Source organism: Hymenobacter sp. DG25A, from assembly GCF_001280305.1.
Classification (GTDB): domain Bacteria; phylum Bacteroidota; class Bacteroidia; order Cytophagales; family Hymenobacteraceae; genus Hymenobacter.
Genome location: NZ_CP012623.1, coordinates 863,945 through 883,460 on the forward strand (window position 1 = coordinate 863,945; position 19,516 = coordinate 883,460).

The following is a 19,516-nucleotide window of genomic DNA, read 5'->3' on the forward strand; positions in this document are numbered from 1 at the left end:
CACTACCGATATGAAAATACGCTCCACTACCGTGCTGGGGGTGCGCCACAACGGGCAGATTGCCCTGGGCGCCGACGGCCAGGCCACTATGGATAAGCACGTGGCCAAGAGCAACGTGCGCAAAGTGCGCAAGCTGCACGATGGCAAAGTAGTAACCGGATTTGCCGGCTCCACCGCCGATGCCTTTATGCTGCTGGATAAGTTTGAGGAGAAGCTGGGCAGCTACAACGGCCAGCTGCGCCGCGCTGCCATTGAGCTGGCCAAGGAGTGGCGCAAAGACCAGTACCTGCGCAAGTTGGAAGCCATGATGGTGGTAGCCGATAAAGACGAGTTGCTCATCATTGCCGGCACCGGCGACGTGCTGGAGCCCGATTCCGACGTGGCTGCCATTGGCTCCGGCGCCATGTATGCCCAGGCCGCCGCGCTGGCTCTCAAGAAGCACGCGCCCCACCTCACGGCCCGCCAGATGGTGGAAGATGCCCTGCACATTGCCGCCGACATCTGCATCTACACCAACCACAACCTCATGATTGAGGAGCCTTCTTAGCCAGCCTTATGATAGGTAAACGGATACTGCCGACTGCATGGCTTCGCCTAGCTCTTCTGCTTGGCGGGCTGCTGAGTATGTATCAAACCGCCTGGGCATTAAAACCCGACCGGATCTACCATCAAACCCCTGACTCGCTGGGGCTGGCCTACACCACCCGGGTATTAAAGACAGCAGACGGCTTTTCCATTAATACTTGGACATACGTCCCCAACGCAACCAAAAACCGCCACACCACCATCATTCTGGCCTGTGGCGATGCTGTGAATATGGGCGGGTATGTCTATCAGGCCAATGCGCTAAGTCAGGCGGGCTATCAGGTAATAACCTTTGATTACCGGGGATTTGGGCACAGCTCTGACTTTGCTATGAACCCCAATCAACTGTATTATCCTGAATTTGCGGAGGACCTGCGCACCGTGGTAAAGGCCGCGCGCCAGCAGTTTCCTACGCAAAAGCTGGGCGTGGTTGCCTTTTCCATGGGTACTATCATGGCTTCCATGGTGGCCAACAAGGAGAAGCTGGACTTTCTGGTAGGGGAAGGTTTTTTCGCCAGGCCCCAAGAAGTGGTCAGCCGCATTATGCTGCAAAAGAACAAAGAGGTGCTTTTGCCTGCGGCAGCTAGGCAGTATCCCAGGTTGCTGCCAAAAATTAAATGCCCTATGCTGGTATTCGCTGCCAGGGCAGACCAGATTACTACCTTAGCCGATAGCTATGATCTGGTAGCACAGAAAAGCCGGCATAGAGAGTTGGTTACCTATGAGGGCGGCCACACAACGGGCTTTATGGTGTTATCGCGCCAGCCCGTTACCAGGCTTACCTACGGCGACCTTTATGTGGAGTGCATTACCGCCTTTCTGCAAAAAGAAGGAATACACAAAACATAACCCACTTCCTTTGTGAGCAACCCAGCCGCAATTGTGCCCTATTCAGAATCTTTGATATAGCGCACCCGTATTGAACGATTCCGGGCTGTAACTTGATTGTACACCGCATACCTAAAAACTACTGAAACCACGATTCGATGAACGTAACGAACTTCCTCAAGCACCATTACCGCCACTTCAACGCCGCTGCCCTGATTGATGCCGCCGAAGGCTACAACAAGCACCTGGCCGAGGGTGGCAAGATGATGATTACCCTGGCCGGCGCCATGAGCACCGCCGAAATGGGCATTCAACTGGCCGAGCTGATTCGGCAGGACAAAGTGCAGATCATCAGCTGCACCGGTGCCAACCTGGAAGAGGATATCTTTAACCTGGTAGCCCACGACTTCTACGAGCGGGTACCCAACTACCGCGACCTGACCCCCGCCGACGAGCAGGCCCTGCTGGAGCGCCACATGAACCGCGTAACCGACACCTGCATTCCTGAGGAAGAGGCTATGCGCCGCCTGGAGCACTCGGTATTGAAGTTCTGGGAAAAGGCCGATAAGGCCGGCGAACAGTACTTCCCCCACGAGTTCTTCTACCAGATTCTGAAGTCGGGCGAGCTGGAGCAGTACTACCAGATTGATCCTAAAGACTCCTGGATGCTGGCGGCTGCCGAGAAAAACCTGCCCATCATCTGCCCCGGTTGGGAAGACAGCACGCTGGGTAACATCTTCGCGGGCCACGTTATCAGCGGTGATATCAAGAACGTGCACACCGTGCGCACGGGCATTGAGTACATGATATACCTGGCCGGCTGGTACACCGAGCAGGCTACCGAGCAAAGCAAAGTAGGCTTTTTCCAGATTGGCGGCGGCATTGCCGGCGACTTCCCCATCTGTGTGGTGCCCATGCTGCACCAGGACCTGGGCCGCACCTCGGTGCCGCTGTGGGGCTACTTCTGCCAGATTTCGGACTCCACTACCTCCTACGGCTCCTACTCCGGTGCCGTGCCGAACGAGAAAATCACCTGGGGTAAGCTGGGCCAGGACACGCCCAAGTTCATCATCGAGTCGGACGCTACTATTGTAGCGCCGCTGGTGTTTGCCATGGTGCTGGGGCAGTAATTGCTGCCGGAAGCTGCTAAGTAAAAAGCCCGCCGCTGAATTCAGCGGCGGGCTTTTTATATTTTCCTGTTTATAGGTTAGCCTAACACATGTTGTGCTAAAACTCTTTGCAGATCATAGATATTAACCTGTTTGTTGAATTTGCGGCTGATACTAGGCTGAACTTCACTGGATACCCAGATCTTCAATTCCGCATCAAGGTCAAGGTGTCCAGCTGTTTCAATACCGAAGCGGGAAATACTTTTATAAGCTACTGAGAGGTAATCAATTTTCTTCCCGGTCAGTCCTTGCTTATCAACTAGAATAAGGCGTTTGTTAGTAAAAATGAAAACGTCGCGTAGCAGCTTAAAGCCGATTTCAATAGTTTCTCCGTCGGCGAGAAGAATGCCGTATTCCTGATTTAACTCACTTGGTTGCGCAACGCCTGCGTTACCCATTACTGCAGAAAAGAATCCCATAAATGTTTTTGTAAATGAGGTATAGAAAAGATTGCCTCAATATCCTTTACAATTCTGCAGGGACAAAATAGAACCTGAAACATCGGTAGCCTATTCTCCTGTATGGAATTCTAACCTTCACCTAAGCATAGGGTTAGCAATAAATATCAACTCGCAATCGTCTCACGTTTATTCATGCCCACGCCCATCCCCAAGAAAATCCTCGCGCGCCAGCACGAAATAACCGCCGAGTTTCTACGCGAAGTAGACCAGCATGTGGCCGACGTAGAAGCCGGCCGCGCCACCGAAATGCTGGAAGTGCGCGACCTGGCCGACCGGCTGCACATTCACCCCACGCACCTGAGCAATACCATAAAGCTTACCACCGGCCACTCGCCCTGCCATTTTTTTGAGCAGCGCATTCTGGAAGTGGCGCAGCGGCTGTTGCAAAACCCCGCGCTGTCGGTGGCCGAAATAGCTGCCCGCCTCACCTACGATCCGTCCAACTTCACCAAGTTCTTCAAGCGCTTTGCCGGCACTACCCCCAAGCAATACCGGGAAGAAGTGTGGGAAGCGCAGCGTGCCGGAAAAACGGAAACTGTCACCATTTAAACGGAGCTTCTCACCATACTTAAGGCCGCACAACCAGCCACCTTTGTGCTTCCAGATTAACCCCTGAAAACCATGAGCACAAACAAAATAGCCCTCGTAACCGGCGCCAGCCGCGGACTAGGCAAAAACACCGCCCTCCGCCTGGCCCAGGCCGGCCACGACCTCATCCTGACGTACCGGAACAAAGCAGCAGAAGCCCAGGCTGTAGTAGCCGAAATAGAAGCCCTGGGCCGCCAGGCCGTTGCCTTGCCGCTTGATGTGAGCCAAAGCGCCACTTTTCCGGCTTTCAAGGAAGCCATAGGCCAACATCTGCAGCAGAAGTGGAACCGTGACACCTTTGATTTCCTGGTGAACAATGCCGGCCACGATGCTCCTTCGCCCTTTGCGCAAACCACGGAAGAGTCTTTCGACCACCTAATGAATGTGCACTTTAAAGGCGTGTACTTTCTGACCCAGAACCTGCTGCCCTTGCTGGCTGATGGCGGCGGCATTGTGAATTTCTCCACTGGGCTGGCCCGCTTCACGGCCCCCGGCTATGCGGCGTATGCCTCCATGAAAGGCGCCGTAGAAATCCTGACCCGCTACCTGGCCAAGGAGCTGGGCAGCCGCGGAATTCGGGCCAATGTAGTGGCGCCGGGCATCATTAAAACCGATTTTACAGCGGCCGCCCGCCAGGCGCACCCGCAGTTGGAAGGCTATATGGCCTCCCAAACGGCCTTGGGCCGCATTGGCGAGCCCGAAGACATTGGCGGCATTGTGGCCTTTCTGTGCTCTGAAGATGCCCGTTGGGTAAATGCGCAGCGCATAGAAGCCTCCGGAGGATACGCACTCTAAGACTAATCGTAAAAGAAAAGGGCCCATTACCTCTGGTAGCGGGCCCTTTTTTGTATAAATAATCTACCCGGTCAGGCAGATTTAGTACGGGTAAAGTGGCTGGTTTCGCGCTGCATTTCCTGCAGGCTTTGGCGCAGCGCTGCTAACATAAGCGTATAGGAACGCGCATCCTTGTGTTCTTCCAGCTCCCTGATGCGCACAACCATGTGTTGCTGGAACTCCTCGGGAGAATACCGGGATTTAGTAACCATGATGGATAGAGAGACTGGCACGAGTTAAAAAAGAAGCTACAAGAGATACTTGGCAGCAGGAATGTACTGCTGTATACGGGGGTGCTAAAGATAGGGACATTGCTTATAATTATAAATGGGTAATATATCTTACAAAGTATATTTTTGGATGTATTTATAACACAATTACCTGAAAAACAAAAGAGTTCTGCACAGCTAAAGCTGGCAGAACTCTTAGTAAGCGGCAGTGAAATATACTATTTACTAAAAGCGGAAAAGAGGGCGCATGGGGTTCCAGATGCCCCAGGGAATCATTACCAGCACCAGCAGCAGCGCAATCAGAAACCAGGTGAAGGCTTTCTTGTGCTTCAGCACGGGGTCGGAAGCTTTTTTGGAGAGCGTACGGCCTACCTGCGCGCAGATGACGGCCAGCAGCATACCTACCAGGTGCTCCACGGCCCAGAAACGCCCGCCGGGGTCTTTCATAACGGCGCTGCCCGCTTCAAAAGCTTTCATACCGAGGGGGCCGGTAACGTACAAAATCAGGCCCAGGAGCAGCTGCAGGTGCATAGAGCCCACAAAGGAGGCGCCTATGCTGTTATCGGCTTTCACCCAGGGGCGGCGGCCCTGCCAGCCGCCAAAAGCGCGGAAAATGGCAATCAGGCCAAAAATGAGCACCAGCCAGCGCGTCCAGGAGTGCAGGAGAAGTACGATTTGATACATAGAGAAAAGTAAGGTGGTTGGAGCGGGTAAAGGTCGGAGGGGAGGGGCAGAATACCGCAGCCGGGCGGCAAATTCTGCCGACATCGCCCGGAATTAAAACAGCTGCGGCGCTATATGCTGCTTGTGCCCGGCAAAAGAGAAGTTTTTTTCCTGCACAAATAAGTCGCCTTCCTGCCGCAGAATGGTAAGGTTATTAAGGGTGAGGCGCATGTTAAAGGTTTGCTGATTGAGGTACTGCAGCACGGGGCCCAGCAAATCAGGGGTGGTATCGTGCAGGGCCAGGGAGATATGCGGTAGCCAGCAGTCGGGCCCGCTGAACTTATCGGTGCGCAGGCAGAGAGGCGCCGTGGCTTTTAAGATGCGCCGGTGCAGGTCGTTGAGCGCATCGCAGCGCAGCACCGGAATGTAAATAACCGGGTTAGGGCCCGGAAACACCCCCAGGCCGGTAGTGAAGGCCGAAAAGGGCTGCGTATGGCGGGCTACGTCCTGCAGCACCGCTTTCAGCAGCGACAACTTGCGCACCCCCGCCAGCTGATAGGTAATGTGAGGGTCGGGCGTGGCCTGCACATCATCCAGCCCAAACTCCACTTCCAGGCTTTTGATGATGGCATTGATGCGGGCCGCGCTTTGCGGATTGAGCAGGGAAGTAATGGCAAGCATCGGACGGTTGGGGGCAGAAGAGGGAACTGCCGGAGCCTGTTTTGAGCGGCTTCCGTGCCGGGGAGTTGGGGCTGAAATGGCCATTAGATTCGAAGCATACACAGAATTCAACAATCTATAAAAGCAACCACAAGGCAGCAAGCAGCGCGTCTAATAAATAAAACTTCCGGAAGCGTAAATCGGCTGCCGGAAGCCTTCAATTATTACCTACATACGACCAGGCGCGGTGCCCGGAGAAGAAAAAATGGCGGCGGTTTGCACCAGGGCCGGTTTCTCCCATTCTCCATCACCGCTTCCGGGCCCAAAATGCACCAGCCGAGCGCTGCCAGAGCCGCTAAGGTAGGCGTTACCACGTAGCCACTAAGGTGGCATTGCCCGGCCGGCTCCGCTTCACTTGGTATTAGCGTCGTCTGGAGAGGCACAGCATCCGGGCAATTGGCAACGTAATGTGCTGGGTGCAAACCTTCAGGCTTTCCTTTCGTTGATTACCTGCCGCTGCTAGATGATGCCGTGGCTCCGTTTTCTCTCTATCGCCGGTCTATTCTTTGTGTTTGATTCTGCGTCTGTATCTCTGAAAGCCTCCCCCACGCCCCGGCCGGTGGAGCCGCGCCGCTGGGCCTGGTGGCAATGGCTGGGGCTGATTCTGGTGGCTTTGGCAGTGCTGGTGGGTGTGCTGCTGCTGGCCTTAGACCCCTGGTTGCGCCGCAAAGCCGAGCAGGAAGTAGCCGCCCGCACCCACGGCCGCTACCAGCTGCATATCAACTCCCTGCGTACCAGCTTGTGGCATGGCGTGCTGGAGGTGCAGGGCATTCAGCTGCGCACCCGCTCTGCCGTGGCAAGCAAGCTGCCCGCCCTCACGCTGGATGTAGGCCGCGTGCGCGTGGCAGGAGTAGGCCTTTGGCAGATACTACGCCGGCAGGAAGTGCCGGTAGATAGTTTGCTGATTAGCGCGGTGCGGCTGAAATCGGCCGCCTGGCCTACGCCGGAACAGGCCGCCCAGCCGCTGTATACCCGTTTGCCAAAGCGGGTGCCGGGGCTGCGGCTGGGCTACCTGGGGTTGCAACGGGTTCAGCTGGCCTACCAAGTCAGCCGGCAGGACTATATACGCTTCAGGCAAGGCGACTTTTCGGCCCAGGATATCCTCCTGAGTCGGGCCGGCGCGGCCGATACGCAGCGCATTGGGTATGCGGCCCGCATAGCCCTGCAGCTGGCCGGCCTGCAGGCCCGCGGGGGCGGGCATCGGCTGCAGGCAGCCCTTACTCAGTTCTCCTCCCAAACCCAGCAGCTGCGGATCGATTCTGTGCGACTGGCTCCCCTGCAGCCCATCAGCAACCAGCAGAGCCGTGCTGCCCGGGTAGCGCTGCAGCTGCCCCAGCTGATACTCACGGGGCTGCAGGCCGCCCGGCTAACCCGGCAGCAGTTTCAGGCCGATACGCTGCGGCTCACGGGCCCCGAGCTGGCAGTAGTTGCCCCGCGCGTGCTGCCCCCACCCATGCACCAGCTGCTGCAACCCTGGCTTACCCGGGTTTCGCTGCAAAGACTGGTGGTGGTGCGGGCCAATGTGCGGGTAAAAGGCCTGGATCTGGCCCCGCAGGCTGCCAATGTTTGGCTGCAGGGCAAGGCCATCCGGATTGATGCGGCCAGTGCCCGCAATACCGCCCGGGTGCTGTATGCCCGGTCCTGGCAACTCAGTACCGGTCCCGGCTCGGTAGCTATTGAGGCGCCTTATTATAAGATGACATACCAGGGCCTGCGGCTGAGCACCGAGCAGCAGCAGCTCAGGCTCACCCGTACCAAACTGGCGCCCACCATGTCATTGGCGGCTATGGCTAGGCGCAAAGGCCATCAGGTATCGCACATTACAGTGCAGGTGCCGGAAATGCGCGCCTCCGGTCTTGATTTTGCCGCCCTGCAGCATCAGGGCGTGGTGCAGGCCCGGAAGGTGGTGGTGCAGAATCCCTTGCTGCACCTGTCCGGCGACGGGCGTTACCCCATCAGCCCGGAACCCTCTCTGGTAACGCCCGAGAAATTAAAAGAGCTGCCCTTCCCCCTGGATATCCGGCTGCTGCAGCTGCAGAAAGGCAATTTGTTTTTTGTGTACCGGGCCCTGCGCAGCCCGCAGCCCGCCCGTACCAGCGTTACTCAGCTTAATGGGACTATCCGCAACCTTAATACTATAGTTGGCTCCCGCCGCGCCGCGCAGCCCGCCCTTGTGCAGGCCAGTGCGTGGTTTCAGCGCCGCAGCTTTGTGCGTGCCACGGCCTCTGTGCCCCTGCTGCAGCCCAACGGCCGCCACCGCATAACCGGCTCGTTTGGCCCGGCTCCGTTCAGTATTCTGAACTCCATTACGGAGTCTTCCCGCTCGCTCAGGTTTTCCAGCGGGCAGGTAAAGCAGGTCGATTTCACCATGGTGGTAGACCGCCAGGGCGTGCAGGGCACTATGAAAGCGGCTTACTCTGATTTGAAAGTGGAATTTTTATCCCTGAAAGGCGGGGAGGCTCACCCCACGCTCCTTACTAAAGCCGGCTCCAAGGTGGTCAACGGACTGGTTATCCGGGACAATAACCCCCGCCAGGGTCATGAAACGCTGAAGCCCGGCACTATCCAATCCAGCCGCAACCTGCGGATGTCGGTATTTGCTATCTGGCAGCAGGGGCTGGTCAGCGGCATGCTGAACAGCATGGGCGTGCCCGGCAAGCTGGCCAAAAAGATGAGCGAGGCCATTCCCGCGCCGGAAACAATGCCCGCCATAGGCCAGGGAGGCCAGCCGATAGAAAAGAAGCGGGTATCGTTGGAGAGTAGTAAGTAAAGGCAACAGCGGAGCCTGCCATCAAAAGGCCTGTATGCCTTGTTATGCCCTGCAGGCAGCCCACGGTGGTTGGCCAGGAAGATAAAACCACAGGTGAATAACCATGCCCAAAGCCCGGAATAAGAACGACCTGCCCACCAAATTGTGTGTCACCTGCGGCCGCCCTTTTGCATACCGCAAGAAATGGCGGGCCTGTTGGGATGAAGTGAAATACTGCGGCGAGAAGTGCCAACGCAGCCGTCCCAAATCGGTGGCGGATAGTGCCGCCGGTAGCCTGCCCACGCGCTAGTAGAAAGCAACGGAGCAGCGGATTATTCCGGTAACTTTAATTCCTGCTAAAAAGCTGGAAAAGTCCAATCTGCCGGGCTAACTTACCAGCAAAAATCGACCAATGAACCGAAGAATATTTCTGCGTAATAGCGGCCTGGCTAGTGTGGCCCTTTCCACTTTCTCCCTTGGTGCCTGCGCCCCGGAAACCAAAGAAAAAAAGGCCGGCGCCCCCGACGCGGCTGACAACGCCGCCGATAGTTTTGAATTACAGGAAGTCACCATCAACGACCTGCAGGAGAAAATGGGCAGCGGCCAGCTCACCTCGCGGGGCATTACGGAGCTGTACCTGAAGCGCATTGAGGACATTGACCGCAGCGGCCCCACGCTCCGCTCCGTGCTCATCACCAACCCCGATGCGCTCAAAATTGCTGATCAGATGGATCAGGAGCGTAAAAACGGCAAAGTACGTGGCCCTCTGCACGGCATTCCGGTGCTGGTGAAAGACAACATCAACACCGCTGACCAGCAGCCCACCACCGCCGGTGCTCTGGCACTGGCCGGCCACAAAGCCTCGCAGGATGCCTTCATCATTAAGAAGCTGCGCGAAGCCGGGGCCGTGATTCTGGGCAAAACCAACCTGAGCGAGTGGGCTAACTTCCGCTCCACGCGCTCTACCAGCGGCTGGAGCGCCGTGGGTGGTCAAACCCGCAACCCGTATATTCTTGACCGCACCCCCAGCGGATCCAGCGCCGGCTCGGGCGCGGCGGCCTCCGCTAACCTCTGCGTCGTAGCCATCGGCACCGAAACCGACGGCTCCGTGGTGTCGCCGTCCTCCTGCAGTGGTCTGGTGGGTATTAAGCCTACGGTGGGCCTGCTCAGCCGCACAGGCATCATCCCCATTTCCGCCAGCCAGGATACGGCTGGCCCCATGACGCGCACCGTGCGCGACGCGGCCATCCTGCTCTCCGCCGTGGCCGGCCCCGATGCCGCCGACCCCATAACCCAGCAAAGCGCCGGCAAGCTGCAGGCCGACTACACCAAATTCCTGGATGCCAACGGCCTGAAAGGCAAGCGCATCGGGGTAGAGAAAAGCCACCTGACCGGCACCAATGATGCCGTAGCGCTGCTGAAAGAAGCCGTAGAGTTCCTGAAAGCGCAGGGCGCCACCGTGGTAGAAGTAGAAGTGCAAAAGCAGACCGATCCGCTGGGTTCCGCCGAGTACGACGTGCTCTTGTATGAGTTCAAAGACGGCGTAAACAAGTACCTGGCCACTGCCGGGGCTCCCGTGAAAACCCTGGCCGATGTTATTGCCTTCAACAAGCAGAACAAGGACAAATCCATGCCTTTCTTCCAGCAGGAAATTCTGGAAGCCTCAGAGAAGCTGGACGGTCTGGATAGCCCCAAATACAAAGCCGCCCTCAGCAAGTCGCAGAACGGTTCCCGCAAGGCCCTGGATTCTATCCTGCGCGATAACAAACTCACGGCCATTATCGGCATTACCAACGCCCCCGCGCCCTGCATCGACCTGGTAAACGGCGACTACTGGCCCGGTCCGGGCTTTTCCGGCCCGGCCGCCATGGCTGGTTATCCGCACATTACCGTGCCCATGGGCCACGCCCACGGCTTGCCGGTTGGGCTGTCGTTTGTGGCCGGCGCCTGGCAGGAGCCGGAGCTGCTGACGCTGGCGTATGCCTATGAGCAGGCATCTAAAAAGCGGGTGGCGCCAGAGTTCCGCAAGCCGTTTGTGGGCTAGTGTAGCCCTGTTTTTCTGCGATGCATATATCATGGCAGTATTTGCGCACTCCGAAAGTGCTGAGCCGCAGAAATGATAGCCTGCGCCTGCTGTTCCCATATGCTGCGTTTACTTCGTAGGGTATGGGAACAGCGGGCATCTGGGTACAAACCAACGCTATGAAAATCCTGCCTTACCTTGTTCTGCTTGCTGCACTGCCCTTCCAAAGCTGCAAGAAATCAGGCGCTGACCCCAAGTCTGAGTTACCGACGGCTACCACTACCGGCGCCGAAACGCTGGGGTTTCGGGTGTTTGGTGGGGTGTGGGTACCGGGCGGCCGGGTGTGCGGCATCTACGGCTGCGCCGATAACCAGGTAGAGGCCTCCGCATACCGCAACCCCGATGGGACGCTGAATTTACAGATCAGTGCCTACCGCACCGGCACCCGCCTAAATCAGGCGTTTGTACTTACGGTTGATTCTCTCGGGGGACCAGGGGTATATCCGGCCCGGCTGGCAGTGCCAAAAAGCAACGGCGGGCACGTAAATAATCAGCTTTCCTTCACTGATAATGAATTCGGCGGGGTGGCGTACCAGAGTTTGCTCAACGGAGCTACTACCATCACTATTACGAAAGTAGACACCGTGCAATCTATCGTCTCCGGTACGTTTGAAGGCCGCCTGGACGAATCGACGAATGCCGGGCGCACCATCGAGCTAACGGATGGCCGCTTTGATGTGCTTTACAACCGCTAGGCTGGTCTAGGGAATATACTGCTCCGTCAGGCTGGTTACAACGCCTTGCTTAGTTTCGATGATGAAGGGTGTGGCGCTGAGCAGCTCCGGGTTTCTGGCCTGTAATTGGGCAGGCGTTATCGTAGTCTGGCGCAGGTCGGCGGTACGGTCCCAGATGGTGATAACGGCCTGCTCGCTGAGCGGAAAAGTACGCTGGCGCGCATCGTCATTCACGATGTAGTAATCGTTGAAAATGGCGTAGGTAGTGTCGCCATTCTGAATGGTTTTCTCAGCGTCGCCTTTGCGCTTGGCGTCGGCTATGGCTGCTTCGCCATTCAGGAACTGGATGTAGTCGGCAGTGACGTAGTAGCGGCCTTTATCCTGGTAAAAGCGCTTGATATAAGCGTGGTTGCGGCCGGTTTCGCCTACGGTTTCAGTGGTGGAAACTTCTCCCTTCACGGCGGCGGGTACGGTTTCAGTGGTGCCGCCATTGTCGGATTCCTGCTCCGTAGAGCGGCAACTGGTGAAAGTGAGTAGGAGGGAGAGGGGCAGGAGGTATTTGTACATGCGGGAATTGTACGTTGATATGCGTCTCAAACGTGAATAATTGCTTCTACGTCTGTCAAAAGTTGCATGTAATAAATGGGATTCACGTCCTCGGCAAGCGTCAGTATCTTTGTAGTTTACCGGATGTCGTCGATTTGCCAAGTCTCGTTTGTGCGGACCAGTTGTACCGTAAAAGGCGTTTCCCAAACGCGCTTCTTTACCCCCTGACTATCAGGGTAAGCTTCATAAATCATGACTTTAACTTTGGCAGAGTCACCATCTGTTAACGTTTGAAGCAATTGGATGCCATTATATACATCCATCGTTTTTGTCCAACGATAGGAGTCGAAAAACGCACAATCCCGGTTTTCATACTCCACAACGTCAGCTAATACTGAGTCGCGCCTAGTGAAAGGAATAGTGCGCAGATTGTTGATACAGGTATTATAAGAGTCTTTTTCTGACTGTATTAATTTTTCAGAAAAATGCAGACGTCTGAGATTAGCCAAGTAGCGGGTAAGATCCAACGTCATCATCCCACGGGTATCGGCTGCGAATATTGGCTGAAATTCCGTGGTCTGATCTTGCTCGATCATACTGGCATACCAGCGGTAGAAACCTCGGACGGTTTGATTGATTGATGCTGTATCGGGGGCTCCTGAGGATGCAGGATTTGGTAGTCCAGTAGTAAGTGGTGGTGTCGAGGAGTGCTCTTGGCAGCCGGCAAGTAGAGTGAGTGCCATAGAAATAAATAGATAGCGCATGAAGTCAGGTGCTTTGTCTGAAGCGGAAAGAAGTAATAGGTGTAAGTAATAGTCTGCTGGTCCGCATGAACACTGCGACAATTGGCGCAAAGTAACTCGTTGACGTGCTTGCTCGGTACTGCAGAAGCGAACCATAGTACTAAACCATAATTCCCTCCTCACAAACCCGTACCTTTGCGGCCTGATACCTCGCAAAGCAGATGATTTCCATTTCTGACCTCGATTTTCACTTTGGCTCGCGTACCCTGTACGACAAGGCCAGCCTTCATATTAAGCCCAAGGATAAGATTGGCCTCATTGGGCTGAACGGCCGGGGTAAATCTACGCTGCTGCGCATTCTGGTGGGCGAGTACAAGCCCGACGGCGGCAGCATTTCCATGAGCAAGGACGTGAGCCTGGGCTTCCTGAACCAGGATTTGCTCTCCTACGACTCGCACGAGCCCATCCTGATTGTGGCTATGCAGGCCTTCGCCGAGGCGCTGGACGTGCAGAAGAAGATTGACGAGGTGCTGCTGGAGTTCGAAAACAACTACACCGACGACTTGGTAGACAAGCTGGCCGCGCTGCAGGAGCGTTTTGAGGCGCTGGGCGGCTACACTATGCAGGCCCGCACCGAAGAAATTCTGGAAGGTCTGGGCTTTACCACGGAGGAGCTGCAGAAGCCCCTGAAGCTATTCTCCGGCGGCTGGCGCATGCGCGTGATGCTGGCCAAAATCCTGCTGCAGCAACCCTCTTTGCTGCTCCTCGACGAACCGACCAACCACTTGGACTTGCCCTCCATTAAGTGGATTGAAAACTACCTGGCCGGTTACGAAGGCGCCGTTATCATTGTATCCCACGACCGGGAATTCCTAGACCGCACCACCAACACCACGGTGGAGGTAACGGGCGGCAAGCTGGTGCCTTACGCCGGTAATTACAGCTTCTACCTGGAAGAAAAGGAGGAGCGAAACGCCATTCAGAAAGGCGCTTTTGAAAACCAGCAGGCCCAGATTAAGCAGGCCGAGCGGTTTATTGAGCGTTTCAAAGCCAAAGCCTCTAAAGCCAAGCAGGCCCAGAGCCGCGTGAAGGCCCTGGACAAGCTGGAGCGCATTGAGGACGTGGCCGGCGACGACGCCAAGGTGAACATCAAGTTCAACTTCACCGTTACGCCCGGCCGCCACATTCTGCGCATGGAGCACGTGGGCAAGAAGTACGGCGAGAAAATAATCTTCCGCGACACGCACGTGCACATTGAGCGGGGTGACAAAATTGCCCTCATCGGCGCCAACGGTAAGGGTAAATCTACTCTGATGCGGCTGGTGGCCGGCTCGGAGGCGCCCACCAACGGCAACCACCAGCTGGGCCACAACGTCATCATGTCGTTCTACGCCCAGCACCAGCTGGAAAGCCTGCGCATCGATAATGAGATTCTGCAGGAAATGGTGGAAGCCGGCTCCAAGCGCTCCGAAATGGAGCTGCGCTCGGTGCTGGGCTCCTTCCTGTTCACCGGCGACGAGGTATACAAGAAAATCAAGGTGCTATCCGGCGGCGAGAAAAGCCGCGTGGCCCTGGCCAAAACCCTGATTTCGGAAGCCAACTTCCTGCTGCTCGACGAACCGACCAACCACCTGGACATGCAGTCGGTGAATATCCTGATCCAGGCCCTGGACCAGTATCAGGGTACCTACATCGTCATCAGCCACGACCGTTTCTTTGTGGAGAACGTGGCCAACAAAATCTGGTACATCGAGGATTTCCAGCTGAAGGAATACCCCGGTACCTACGCCGAGTGGGAGCAGTGGATGGAAGACCGGGAGAAAGCCGCCAAGAAAGCCGGCCTGCTGACCCCTGCCCCCAAGCCCGCGCCCAAAGAGGAGAAAAAGGTGGACGCTTCGCCCGCCAAAACCCCCTCGCCCGATCAGAAAAAAGCCCTACGTGAGCTGGCCGAGGTAGAAAAGAAAATCGAGGAGCGGGAGAAGGAGCTGGCCCAGTACGAAGCCCAGCTAGCCGACCCCCAGATTTACCAGAATGCCTCCCAGCTGAAAGACACCACCCTCAAGTTTGAGCAGGTGAAAAAAGAGCTGGCCCAGCTGAATGACCGTTGGGAAATGCTGGCGGAGATATAAGGCCGAGTTAGATCAATTAAGATAGTAGCGCGAAGCTCCGGCTTCGCGTACGAGTGCAACGAGTAACCACGCGTCAGCCTACGCCTGGAACTCGCGTTGCTCGTACGCGAAGCCGGAGCTTCGCGCTACTATTTTTGCGCTACTCTTCCTTCCAGTACGTATGGGGCCAGATTTGCCAGTCATCTACTAAGCCTGCTTTTACGGGGTTTTCCAGCACGTAGCTTATTACACGTTCCATTTCGGCAGCACCACGCACCAGGTGGTCGTAGCTTTCCCGCTGCCAGAACTGGCCAGTGCGGTGTAGCAGTAAATTAGCTTTGGCAGCCGTATAGCTTTTGATGGATTGTAGCGTGCGGGCCAGGGGCTGCGCATCATCGGGTAGCGTAATGACCAGATGGACATGGTTGGGCATCACACAATAACAAATCAGCCGATACGCCCGGTCATCATAATAGTGAAGGGCCTCGCGCACTGCTTCTGCCACTGTAGGTTCTGAAAGCCAGATTGGCCCGTGGTCGGCCTGATCAAGCAGATGGTCAAACCGGCCAAAGTAGCGCTTCTGCCGAGCATAGGCCTCACTTTCATCAGCATCTTCCTGAGAGAGAAGATTCCATTCATCCCGCAGTTGGTCAAGCACAACACGTGGCAGTGAATCAGCCAGACGAAAAGTAACAAACAGGTTTGCACCCGGTGGTAAAATATGGGGCAAATTGCGCCGGTAATGAATCAGGTCTGAACTAGCCATAAGCCGATAAAATTACAATACCGAAAGTAGCGCGAAGCTCCGGCTTCGCGTACGAGCAACGCGAGTTCCTACGCGTTGTGCAGACGCCTGCTACTCGCTGCGCTCGTACGCGAAGCCGGAGCTTCGCGCTACTATTCCTATTACATTCGTTCTTATGCACCACCGTCTCGCGCCCGTTCTGCTCTTCCTGGCCACCGCCTGCGTACCCCTCGGTACGCCCATTACTGACCCCAATGCTGCCCGCACCGGCCAGAGCAGCGCGGTGCAAACGCCTAAGGTGGCGCTGCGCTACCAGGATTATATCTACTCCAAAGATGTGCAGTCGGTGCAATGCTACGTAGCCTCCGGCCAGCCTACGGAAGTATTTGAGCCGCCGGTGGTGTCGCTGGCCCAGGCGCAGCCTGTAGTGCTGGAGTTTGATGTGCTGGGCCAGCAAAGCCAGCGCCTCACGGCCAAGCTGGTGCATTGCAATGTAGACTGGACGCCCTCCATCCTCACCGATATTCAGTTTCTGAGCGACATCAACGAGTTTCTCCTGACGGATTACCGCACTTCCGTGAACACCCGGGTGCCGTACTTCCACTACCGGCTGCGGTTGCCACGCGTGAAGATCAGCGGCAATTATCTGCTGGTAGTGCAAAATGGAGCGGGCACCCCGTTGCTTTCGCGCCGGGTATTGGTGTACGAAGAGCAGGTGAGGACCTTCCTGCAGCCCGGGCCGCTGGCAGCCGGGCAGGAGCGCTACACCATGCAGCAGCTCAACTTCGGCATTAGCTATGGGGGCGTAAACCTGGTAAATCCGGCGCAGGAAGTGAAAGTGGTGCTGCGCCAGAATTTCCGGTGGGACAACGCGCATTATAACCTGCGCCCCACCTTTGTGCGCGATGCGGAGCGGAAGTTGGAATACCAGTATTTCAACTTTGAAAATGCCTTCCCGGGCCTCTCTGAATACCGTTTTGTTGATTTGCGCAGCTACCGGGCCCTGGGCGTAGGCGTGGCCAAGCTGAATGCTGATGCTACGCCCCGCGCGGCCCTACTGCAGCCCGAAGCCACCCGCCGCGAGCAGGCCTACACCCAGTACGAGGACGTAAATGGCCAGCGCGTATTTGAGAGCCGTGACTACGGCAACGGCGCCACCAATGCCGACTATCTGGACGTTACCTTCCGCCTACGCGCCCCGCAGGCGGCCCCCGGCCCCGTGTACGTGCTGGGTGCGTTGTCTGACTGGCAACTCAAGGACGAGTTTAAGTTGACTTATGATGCCGCCCAGCAGGAATACTCCGGCCACGCGCTGCTCAAACAGGGCTATTACAACTACTCCTATGCCGTAGGCGGCGCGGCCGTTCCCAATGAGACTTATTTTGAAGGCAGCCACCAGGAAACCGAAAACGAGTACGACCTGCTGGTTTACTACCGCCCGCCGGGCTCCCGCGCCGATTTACTGATTGGCTACCACCGCACCGCCGTGAACGGGCGCCGGCCGTAGCGCCGGAATCAAATAGCCAGCCTCTTAAACTTCCTTAATATTCCCCAACTGCGCCGCCGCCCCCGGAAGAGCCACCCCCAAACTGGAAGCCCCGCTCCGGTACTTTTAGGCTGTTTTCGGTGAGATGCGCTGTAGCCAACGCTTCCAGGTTCAGATGAATAAACGCGGGGCTATCGGCCGGTTCGGAGGTGAGGCCGTGGCGGGCCGGCCGTAGGTAACGCAAGGCCCAGCCAGATAATAGAACCAGCGCTGCGCCGGCCAGGGTAAGGGCCGTTTCCATGGGCAACACCTGCCGGTAGAAGCGGAGGGTGTAGAGTGAAAATGCTACGGCTAACAGGCCCGTGTGCAGAAAAATACGGTCGGCGCTCCGCAGTCCCGTGTAGAGATACAGCAGGGGAATAGCTGCCGTGAGAAAGTAGAAAAGCGGCGCAAAGCTTATTTGAGTGGAAACCGGCAGGTTGTTGAGCAGAGCATTGCCTTCGCGGACAATCAGGTAGTTGCCGGCCAGGTAAAAACAAGCTAGTGAAAGGGCTTTCGCGGTCTGCAGGCTTGTGTGGTAGTAGAAGGCATCGGGCCGGTGAGAGAGGCGCTTTACGGTGTAGTAGCTGCCACCGGCGGCCAGCATCAACACAAATGGCAGCAGGGCTTTGCCCAGCGTGAATTGCAAAGTAAACGTAGCCACAATTCCCAGGTACGTTCCCAGGCTTATAGCAGCCACTACAGGGTCGGCGTAGCGTATCATGGCTGCCAGCAGTACAACCCAAATTGGCAGCAGCAGTTGCCACAGCAGCCCGCGGGCTATCAGTCCTTCCCATTGCATAGGGCCCGGTAGTATTATGCTGTATAGTAGCCAGAGTGCTGCCACTATAAATGTCAGGCCAAGGTAGAGCAATGCATTATCGGGACCGGAGCGGTAGAGCTGATTAGCAGGAATAAGTACTTCCAGAAAAAAAAAGGCACCTAAGCCACATAGTAAAGAGCAAGCTATAAACACCTGTTCTTCCTGAAAGCCACTCTTCAAGGAGGAGCCAACCATCAGAGACACGAACAGTGCTGCCCCAATAGTGCCAATGCAGGTGAAGATGAAGAGCGCAATTTTTATAAACAGGTGCGGCGAATAGCGTGCATCGGGGAAAGCCTGGGCAATAGCTTTCTCTTGTCCAACTGGCAGCAGGCCGCGTTTGCCCCAGTGCCGGGCGGCTTGTTGTACCAGCCCATTGAAAATCCAATGCTCGTTATACGCTTTTGCTTTCATGGATTCCCAGTATCTTTTTCAGATTGAAGAGCAGTCGAAGGGCACCAATTGTGGATAGCGGAAAATACAGCAAGGCTAATCCAATCGTGATGGAGCTGTCCATCTGGAAGAAAAGATACGTGAAGGCCATATACCCATATAGCGCCCCCAGCAGCAAAAAAACGTAGGAGTGGCTCTGCCGCGCGTACCAGTACAGGCCACCGCTCAGGCCCAGAATCAGTAAAGCGGCCAGCACCGGGGGGATAAAGCGCAGCTCAGCAGAATCCTGCCAAATAGCGCTACTAGCCGCTACCAAAGCCAGATTGCTGCCCAGCAGCAAATAGGTGTAGGCAAAGTGCTTTTTTCGATTTTCGTACGTAGATACCAGCCCCACGGCGCACAGCAGCAGGCCCAGCCCAAGCGCGGCATAGCTCAGGTGGGGGAGGGCATAGTTGTTTTGGGTAAAGACCGAAAGGGGAGCAATGGTTACGCCTACCCAGGCAGCCATACCGGTAATGGCCATGGAGAGCACCCCGCGGTGGTCGAAACGGTAAGCACAGTAGAAGAACAGGACCGTGGGTACAAGCACCAGCAGGCCGTAGCGGCTGCCAAACAGGTTGTACTGGTACTGCAGGTAGCCTACCAGCGTGAGAAAGGTAAGGCAGGCCAGCAGCAGGGCATAGTCGGCGCCGGTAGAAATGCCGGGGTTGGTTTGCCAGGTAAAGGGCTGCCGCTTCCGGTAGGCGTAGGCAAACGCCCCCGCGCTGAGCAGCGCTATGCCCGCCACGATAAAGCCATGGCCAATGCTGTCAATATGCTGATAGATCAGCAGGCCCAGGCCGGTGCTCAGCAGCGTGACGCCCAGCGCGAGCAGAGCCCGCAACTCATAGTAGAGTGCAAAGGGCTTGGTCTGCTCGTACGTTGTAATGGCAGAAGCCTGCTCCCCCGAAACCAGCTGCCGGGCCTGCAGGGAGGCAAGAATCTTTTCCGTCATAGTGGGCCGGGCTGCGGGCTATTGCTGCCTGCTGCCCGGTAAACATAGCATTTTC

At 56.4% G+C, this 19,516-nt stretch carries 20 protein-coding genes; 11 read left to right on the top strand and 9 right to left on the bottom strand.

The annotated features are described in order from the left end of the window. The first annotated feature begins 10 nt into the window (after nucleotides 1-10). From hslV to AM218_RS03615, 3 genes are all read left to right on the top strand, one after another. Entirely contained in the window at nucleotides 11-547 is a 537-nt protein-coding gene (hslV, locus tag AM218_RS03605) for an ATP-dependent protease subunit HslV (protein ID WP_054411922.1), read from the top strand. A 77-nt stretch (nucleotides 548-624) separates the two neighbouring features. Then, nucleotides 625-1,434 (top strand): alpha/beta hydrolase, encoded by an 810-nt coding sequence (locus tag AM218_RS03610; RefSeq protein ID WP_054411926.1) that lies wholly within the window; start codon nucleotides 625-627, stop codon nucleotides 1,432-1,434. Nucleotides 1,435-1,571: 137 nt separating this feature from the next. Next, the gene (locus tag AM218_RS03615; RefSeq protein ID WP_054411927.1) at nucleotides 1,572-2,543 is read left to right on the top strand and encodes a deoxyhypusine synthase family protein; all 972 of its coding nucleotides are present in this window, start codon (nucleotides 1,572-1,574) and stop codon (nucleotides 2,541-2,543) included. Nucleotides 2,544-2,620: 77 nt separating this feature from the next. Here AM218_RS03615 and AM218_RS03620 read toward each other — a convergent pair whose 3' ends face one another. Beyond that, the gene (locus tag AM218_RS03620; RefSeq protein WP_054411929.1) at nucleotides 2,621-3,001 is read right to left on the bottom strand and encodes a PH domain-containing protein; all 381 of its coding nucleotides are present in this window, start codon (nucleotides 2,999-3,001) and stop codon (nucleotides 2,621-2,623) included. A gap of 174 nt (nucleotides 3,002-3,175) precedes the next feature. Between AM218_RS03620 and AM218_RS03625 the strand changes: the two genes are divergently transcribed. Further along, nucleotides 3,176-3,592, top strand: coding sequence for a helix-turn-helix domain-containing protein (locus tag AM218_RS03625; protein ID WP_054411931.1), 417 nt, complete (start codon nucleotides 3,176-3,178; stop codon nucleotides 3,590-3,592). A gap of 72 nt (nucleotides 3,593-3,664) precedes the next feature. Beyond that, nucleotides 3,665-4,426, top strand: coding sequence for an SDR family NAD(P)-dependent oxidoreductase (locus AM218_RS03630; protein ID WP_054411933.1), 762 nt, complete (start codon nucleotides 3,665-3,667; stop codon nucleotides 4,424-4,426). A gap of 71 nt (nucleotides 4,427-4,497) precedes the next feature. Here AM218_RS03630 and AM218_RS16685 read toward each other — a convergent pair whose 3' ends face one another. From AM218_RS16685 to AM218_RS03640, 3 genes are all read right to left on the bottom strand, one after another. After that, nucleotides 4,498-4,677 carry a hypothetical protein gene (locus AM218_RS16685; protein ID WP_157547505.1) on the bottom strand — a complete coding sequence of 60 codons (180 nt, stop codon included), beginning with the start codon at nucleotides 4,675-4,677 and terminating at the stop codon, nucleotides 4,498-4,500. Nucleotides 4,678-4,920: 243 nt separating this feature from the next. Further along, a complete protein-coding gene (locus AM218_RS03635; protein ID WP_054411935.1) occupies nucleotides 4,921-5,379 on the bottom strand; it encodes a hypothetical protein in 459 nt (152 codons plus the stop codon). Nucleotides 5,380-5,472: 93 nt separating this feature from the next. Then, nucleotides 5,473-6,039, bottom strand: coding sequence for a 2'-5' RNA ligase family protein (locus AM218_RS03640; RefSeq protein ID WP_054411937.1), 567 nt, complete (start codon nucleotides 6,037-6,039; stop codon nucleotides 5,473-5,475). 547 nt (nucleotides 6,040-6,586) lie between these two features. Between AM218_RS03640 and AM218_RS03645 the strand changes: the two genes are divergently transcribed. From AM218_RS03645 to AM218_RS03660, 4 genes are all read left to right on the top strand, one after another. Next, nucleotides 6,587-8,848, top strand: coding sequence for a hypothetical protein (locus tag AM218_RS03645; RefSeq protein WP_157547506.1), 2,262 nt, complete (start codon nucleotides 6,587-6,589; stop codon nucleotides 8,846-8,848). A gap of 103 nt (nucleotides 8,849-8,951) precedes the next feature. Beyond that, on the top strand, nucleotides 8,952-9,137 hold the full coding sequence (locus AM218_RS03650) for a DUF2256 domain-containing protein (RefSeq protein ID WP_054411940.1): 186 nt from the start codon (nucleotides 8,952-8,954) through the stop codon (nucleotides 9,135-9,137). 102 nt (nucleotides 9,138-9,239) lie between these two features. Beyond that, nucleotides 9,240-10,871 (top strand): amidase, encoded by a 1,632-nt coding sequence (locus AM218_RS03655; protein WP_054411942.1) that lies wholly within the window; start codon nucleotides 9,240-9,242, stop codon nucleotides 10,869-10,871. 158 nt (nucleotides 10,872-11,029) lie between these two features. Further along, nucleotides 11,030-11,605: a Riean_0653 family protein gene (locus AM218_RS03660; RefSeq protein ID WP_157547507.1), complete on the top strand. Its 576-nt coding sequence runs from the start codon at nucleotides 11,030-11,032 to the stop codon at nucleotides 11,603-11,605. 6 nt (nucleotides 11,606-11,611) lie between these two features. Here the strand turns inward: AM218_RS03660 and AM218_RS03665 are convergent, their stop codons facing one another. Both AM218_RS03665 and AM218_RS03670 read right to left on the bottom strand, forming a co-directional pair. Continuing rightward, nucleotides 11,612-12,151: a hypothetical protein gene (locus AM218_RS03665; protein ID WP_054411946.1), complete on the bottom strand. Its 540-nt coding sequence runs from the start codon at nucleotides 12,149-12,151 to the stop codon at nucleotides 11,612-11,614. Nucleotides 12,152-12,267: 116 nt separating this feature from the next. Beyond that, the gene (locus tag AM218_RS03670) at nucleotides 12,268-12,873 is read right to left on the bottom strand and encodes a hypothetical protein (RefSeq protein WP_157547508.1); all 606 of its coding nucleotides are present in this window, start codon (nucleotides 12,871-12,873) and stop codon (nucleotides 12,268-12,270) included. 221 nt (nucleotides 12,874-13,094) lie between these two features. On the opposite strand from AM218_RS03670, the gene AM218_RS03675 reads away from it, so the two are divergent. Further along, nucleotides 13,095-15,002, top strand: a complete 1,908-nt coding sequence (locus tag AM218_RS03675) for an ABC-F family ATP-binding cassette domain-containing protein (RefSeq protein WP_054411950.1) — start codon at nucleotides 13,095-13,097, stop codon at nucleotides 15,000-15,002. Between the two features lie 139 nt (nucleotides 15,003-15,141). Here the strand turns inward: AM218_RS03675 and AM218_RS16245 are convergent, their stop codons facing one another. Further along, nucleotides 15,142-15,639, bottom strand: coding sequence for an REP-associated tyrosine transposase (locus AM218_RS16245; protein WP_197274011.1), 498 nt, complete (start codon nucleotides 15,637-15,639; stop codon nucleotides 15,142-15,144). A gap of 262 nt (nucleotides 15,640-15,901) precedes the next feature. Between AM218_RS16245 and AM218_RS03685 the strand changes: the two genes are divergently transcribed. Further along, nucleotides 15,902-17,233: a type IX secretion system plug protein gene (locus AM218_RS03685; RefSeq protein WP_082318052.1), complete on the top strand. Its 1,332-nt coding sequence runs from the start codon at nucleotides 15,902-15,904 to the stop codon at nucleotides 17,231-17,233. 34 nt (nucleotides 17,234-17,267) lie between these two features. Here AM218_RS03685 and AM218_RS03690 read toward each other — a convergent pair whose 3' ends face one another. After that, on the bottom strand, nucleotides 17,268-18,488 hold the full coding sequence (locus tag AM218_RS03690) for a hypothetical protein (RefSeq protein WP_054411953.1): 1,221 nt from the start codon (nucleotides 18,486-18,488) through the stop codon (nucleotides 17,268-17,270). Beyond that, a complete protein-coding gene (locus AM218_RS03695) occupies nucleotides 18,469-19,461 on the bottom strand; it encodes a DUF2157 domain-containing protein (protein WP_054411955.1) in 993 nt (330 codons plus the stop codon). Before AM218_RS03695 ends, AM218_RS03690 begins: the two co-directional genes overlap by 20 nt. Between the last annotated feature and the right edge of the window lie 55 nt (nucleotides 19,462-19,516).

Excerpts from the sequence above, each read along its gene's own strand:
- AM218_RS03650 (WP_054411940.1), top strand. The coding sequence starts at position 8,952 with ATGCCCAAAGCCCGGAATAAGAACGACCTGCCCACCAAATTGTGTGTC.
- hslV (WP_054411922.1), top strand. The coding sequence starts at position 11 with ATGAAAATACGCTCCACTACCGTGCTGGGGGTGCGCCACAACGGGCAG.
- AM218_RS03665 (WP_054411946.1), bottom strand. The coding sequence starts at position 12,151 with ATGTACAAATACCTCCTGCCCCTCTCCCTCCTACTCACTTTCACCAGT.
- AM218_RS03635 (WP_054411935.1), bottom strand. The coding sequence starts at position 5,379 with ATGTATCAAATCGTACTTCTCCTGCACTCCTGGACGCGCTGGCTGGTG.
- AM218_RS03610 (WP_054411926.1), top strand. The coding sequence starts at position 625 with ATGTATCAAACCGCCTGGGCATTAAAACCCGACCGGATCTACCATCAA.
- AM218_RS03655 (WP_054411942.1), top strand. The coding sequence starts at position 9,240 with ATGAACCGAAGAATATTTCTGCGTAATAGCGGCCTGGCTAGTGTGGCC.
- AM218_RS03640 (WP_054411937.1), bottom strand. The coding sequence starts at position 6,039 with ATGCTTGCCATTACTTCCCTGCTCAATCCGCAAAGCGCGGCCCGCATC.
- AM218_RS03625 (WP_054411931.1), top strand. The coding sequence starts at position 3,176 with ATGCCCACGCCCATCCCCAAGAAAATCCTCGCGCGCCAGCACGAAATA.
- AM218_RS03690 (WP_054411953.1), bottom strand. The coding sequence starts at position 18,488 with ATGAAAGCAAAAGCGTATAACGAGCATTGGATTTTCAATGGGCTGGTA.
- AM218_RS03675 (WP_054411950.1), top strand. The coding sequence starts at position 13,095 with ATGATTTCCATTTCTGACCTCGATTTTCACTTTGGCTCGCGTACCCTG.
- AM218_RS03615 (WP_054411927.1), top strand. The coding sequence starts at position 1,572 with ATGAACGTAACGAACTTCCTCAAGCACCATTACCGCCACTTCAACGCC.
- AM218_RS03670 (WP_157547508.1), bottom strand. The coding sequence starts at position 12,873 with ATGGCACTCACTCTACTTGCCGGCTGCCAAGAGCACTCCTCGACACCA.
- AM218_RS03660 (WP_157547507.1), top strand. The coding sequence starts at position 11,030 with ATGAAAATCCTGCCTTACCTTGTTCTGCTTGCTGCACTGCCCTTCCAA.
- AM218_RS03620 (WP_054411929.1), bottom strand. The coding sequence starts at position 3,001 with ATGGGATTCTTTTCTGCAGTAATGGGTAACGCAGGCGTTGCGCAACCA.
- AM218_RS03695 (WP_054411955.1), bottom strand. The coding sequence starts at position 19,461 with ATGACGGAAAAGATTCTTGCCTCCCTGCAGGCCCGGCAGCTGGTTTCG.
- AM218_RS03630 (WP_054411933.1), top strand. The coding sequence starts at position 3,665 with ATGAGCACAAACAAAATAGCCCTCGTAACCGGCGCCAGCCGCGGACTA.
- AM218_RS03685 (WP_082318052.1), top strand. The coding sequence starts at position 15,902 with ATGCACCACCGTCTCGCGCCCGTTCTGCTCTTCCTGGCCACCGCCTGC.
- AM218_RS16685 (WP_157547505.1), bottom strand. The coding sequence starts at position 4,677 with ATGGTTACTAAATCCCGGTATTCTCCCGAGGAGTTCCAGCAACACATG.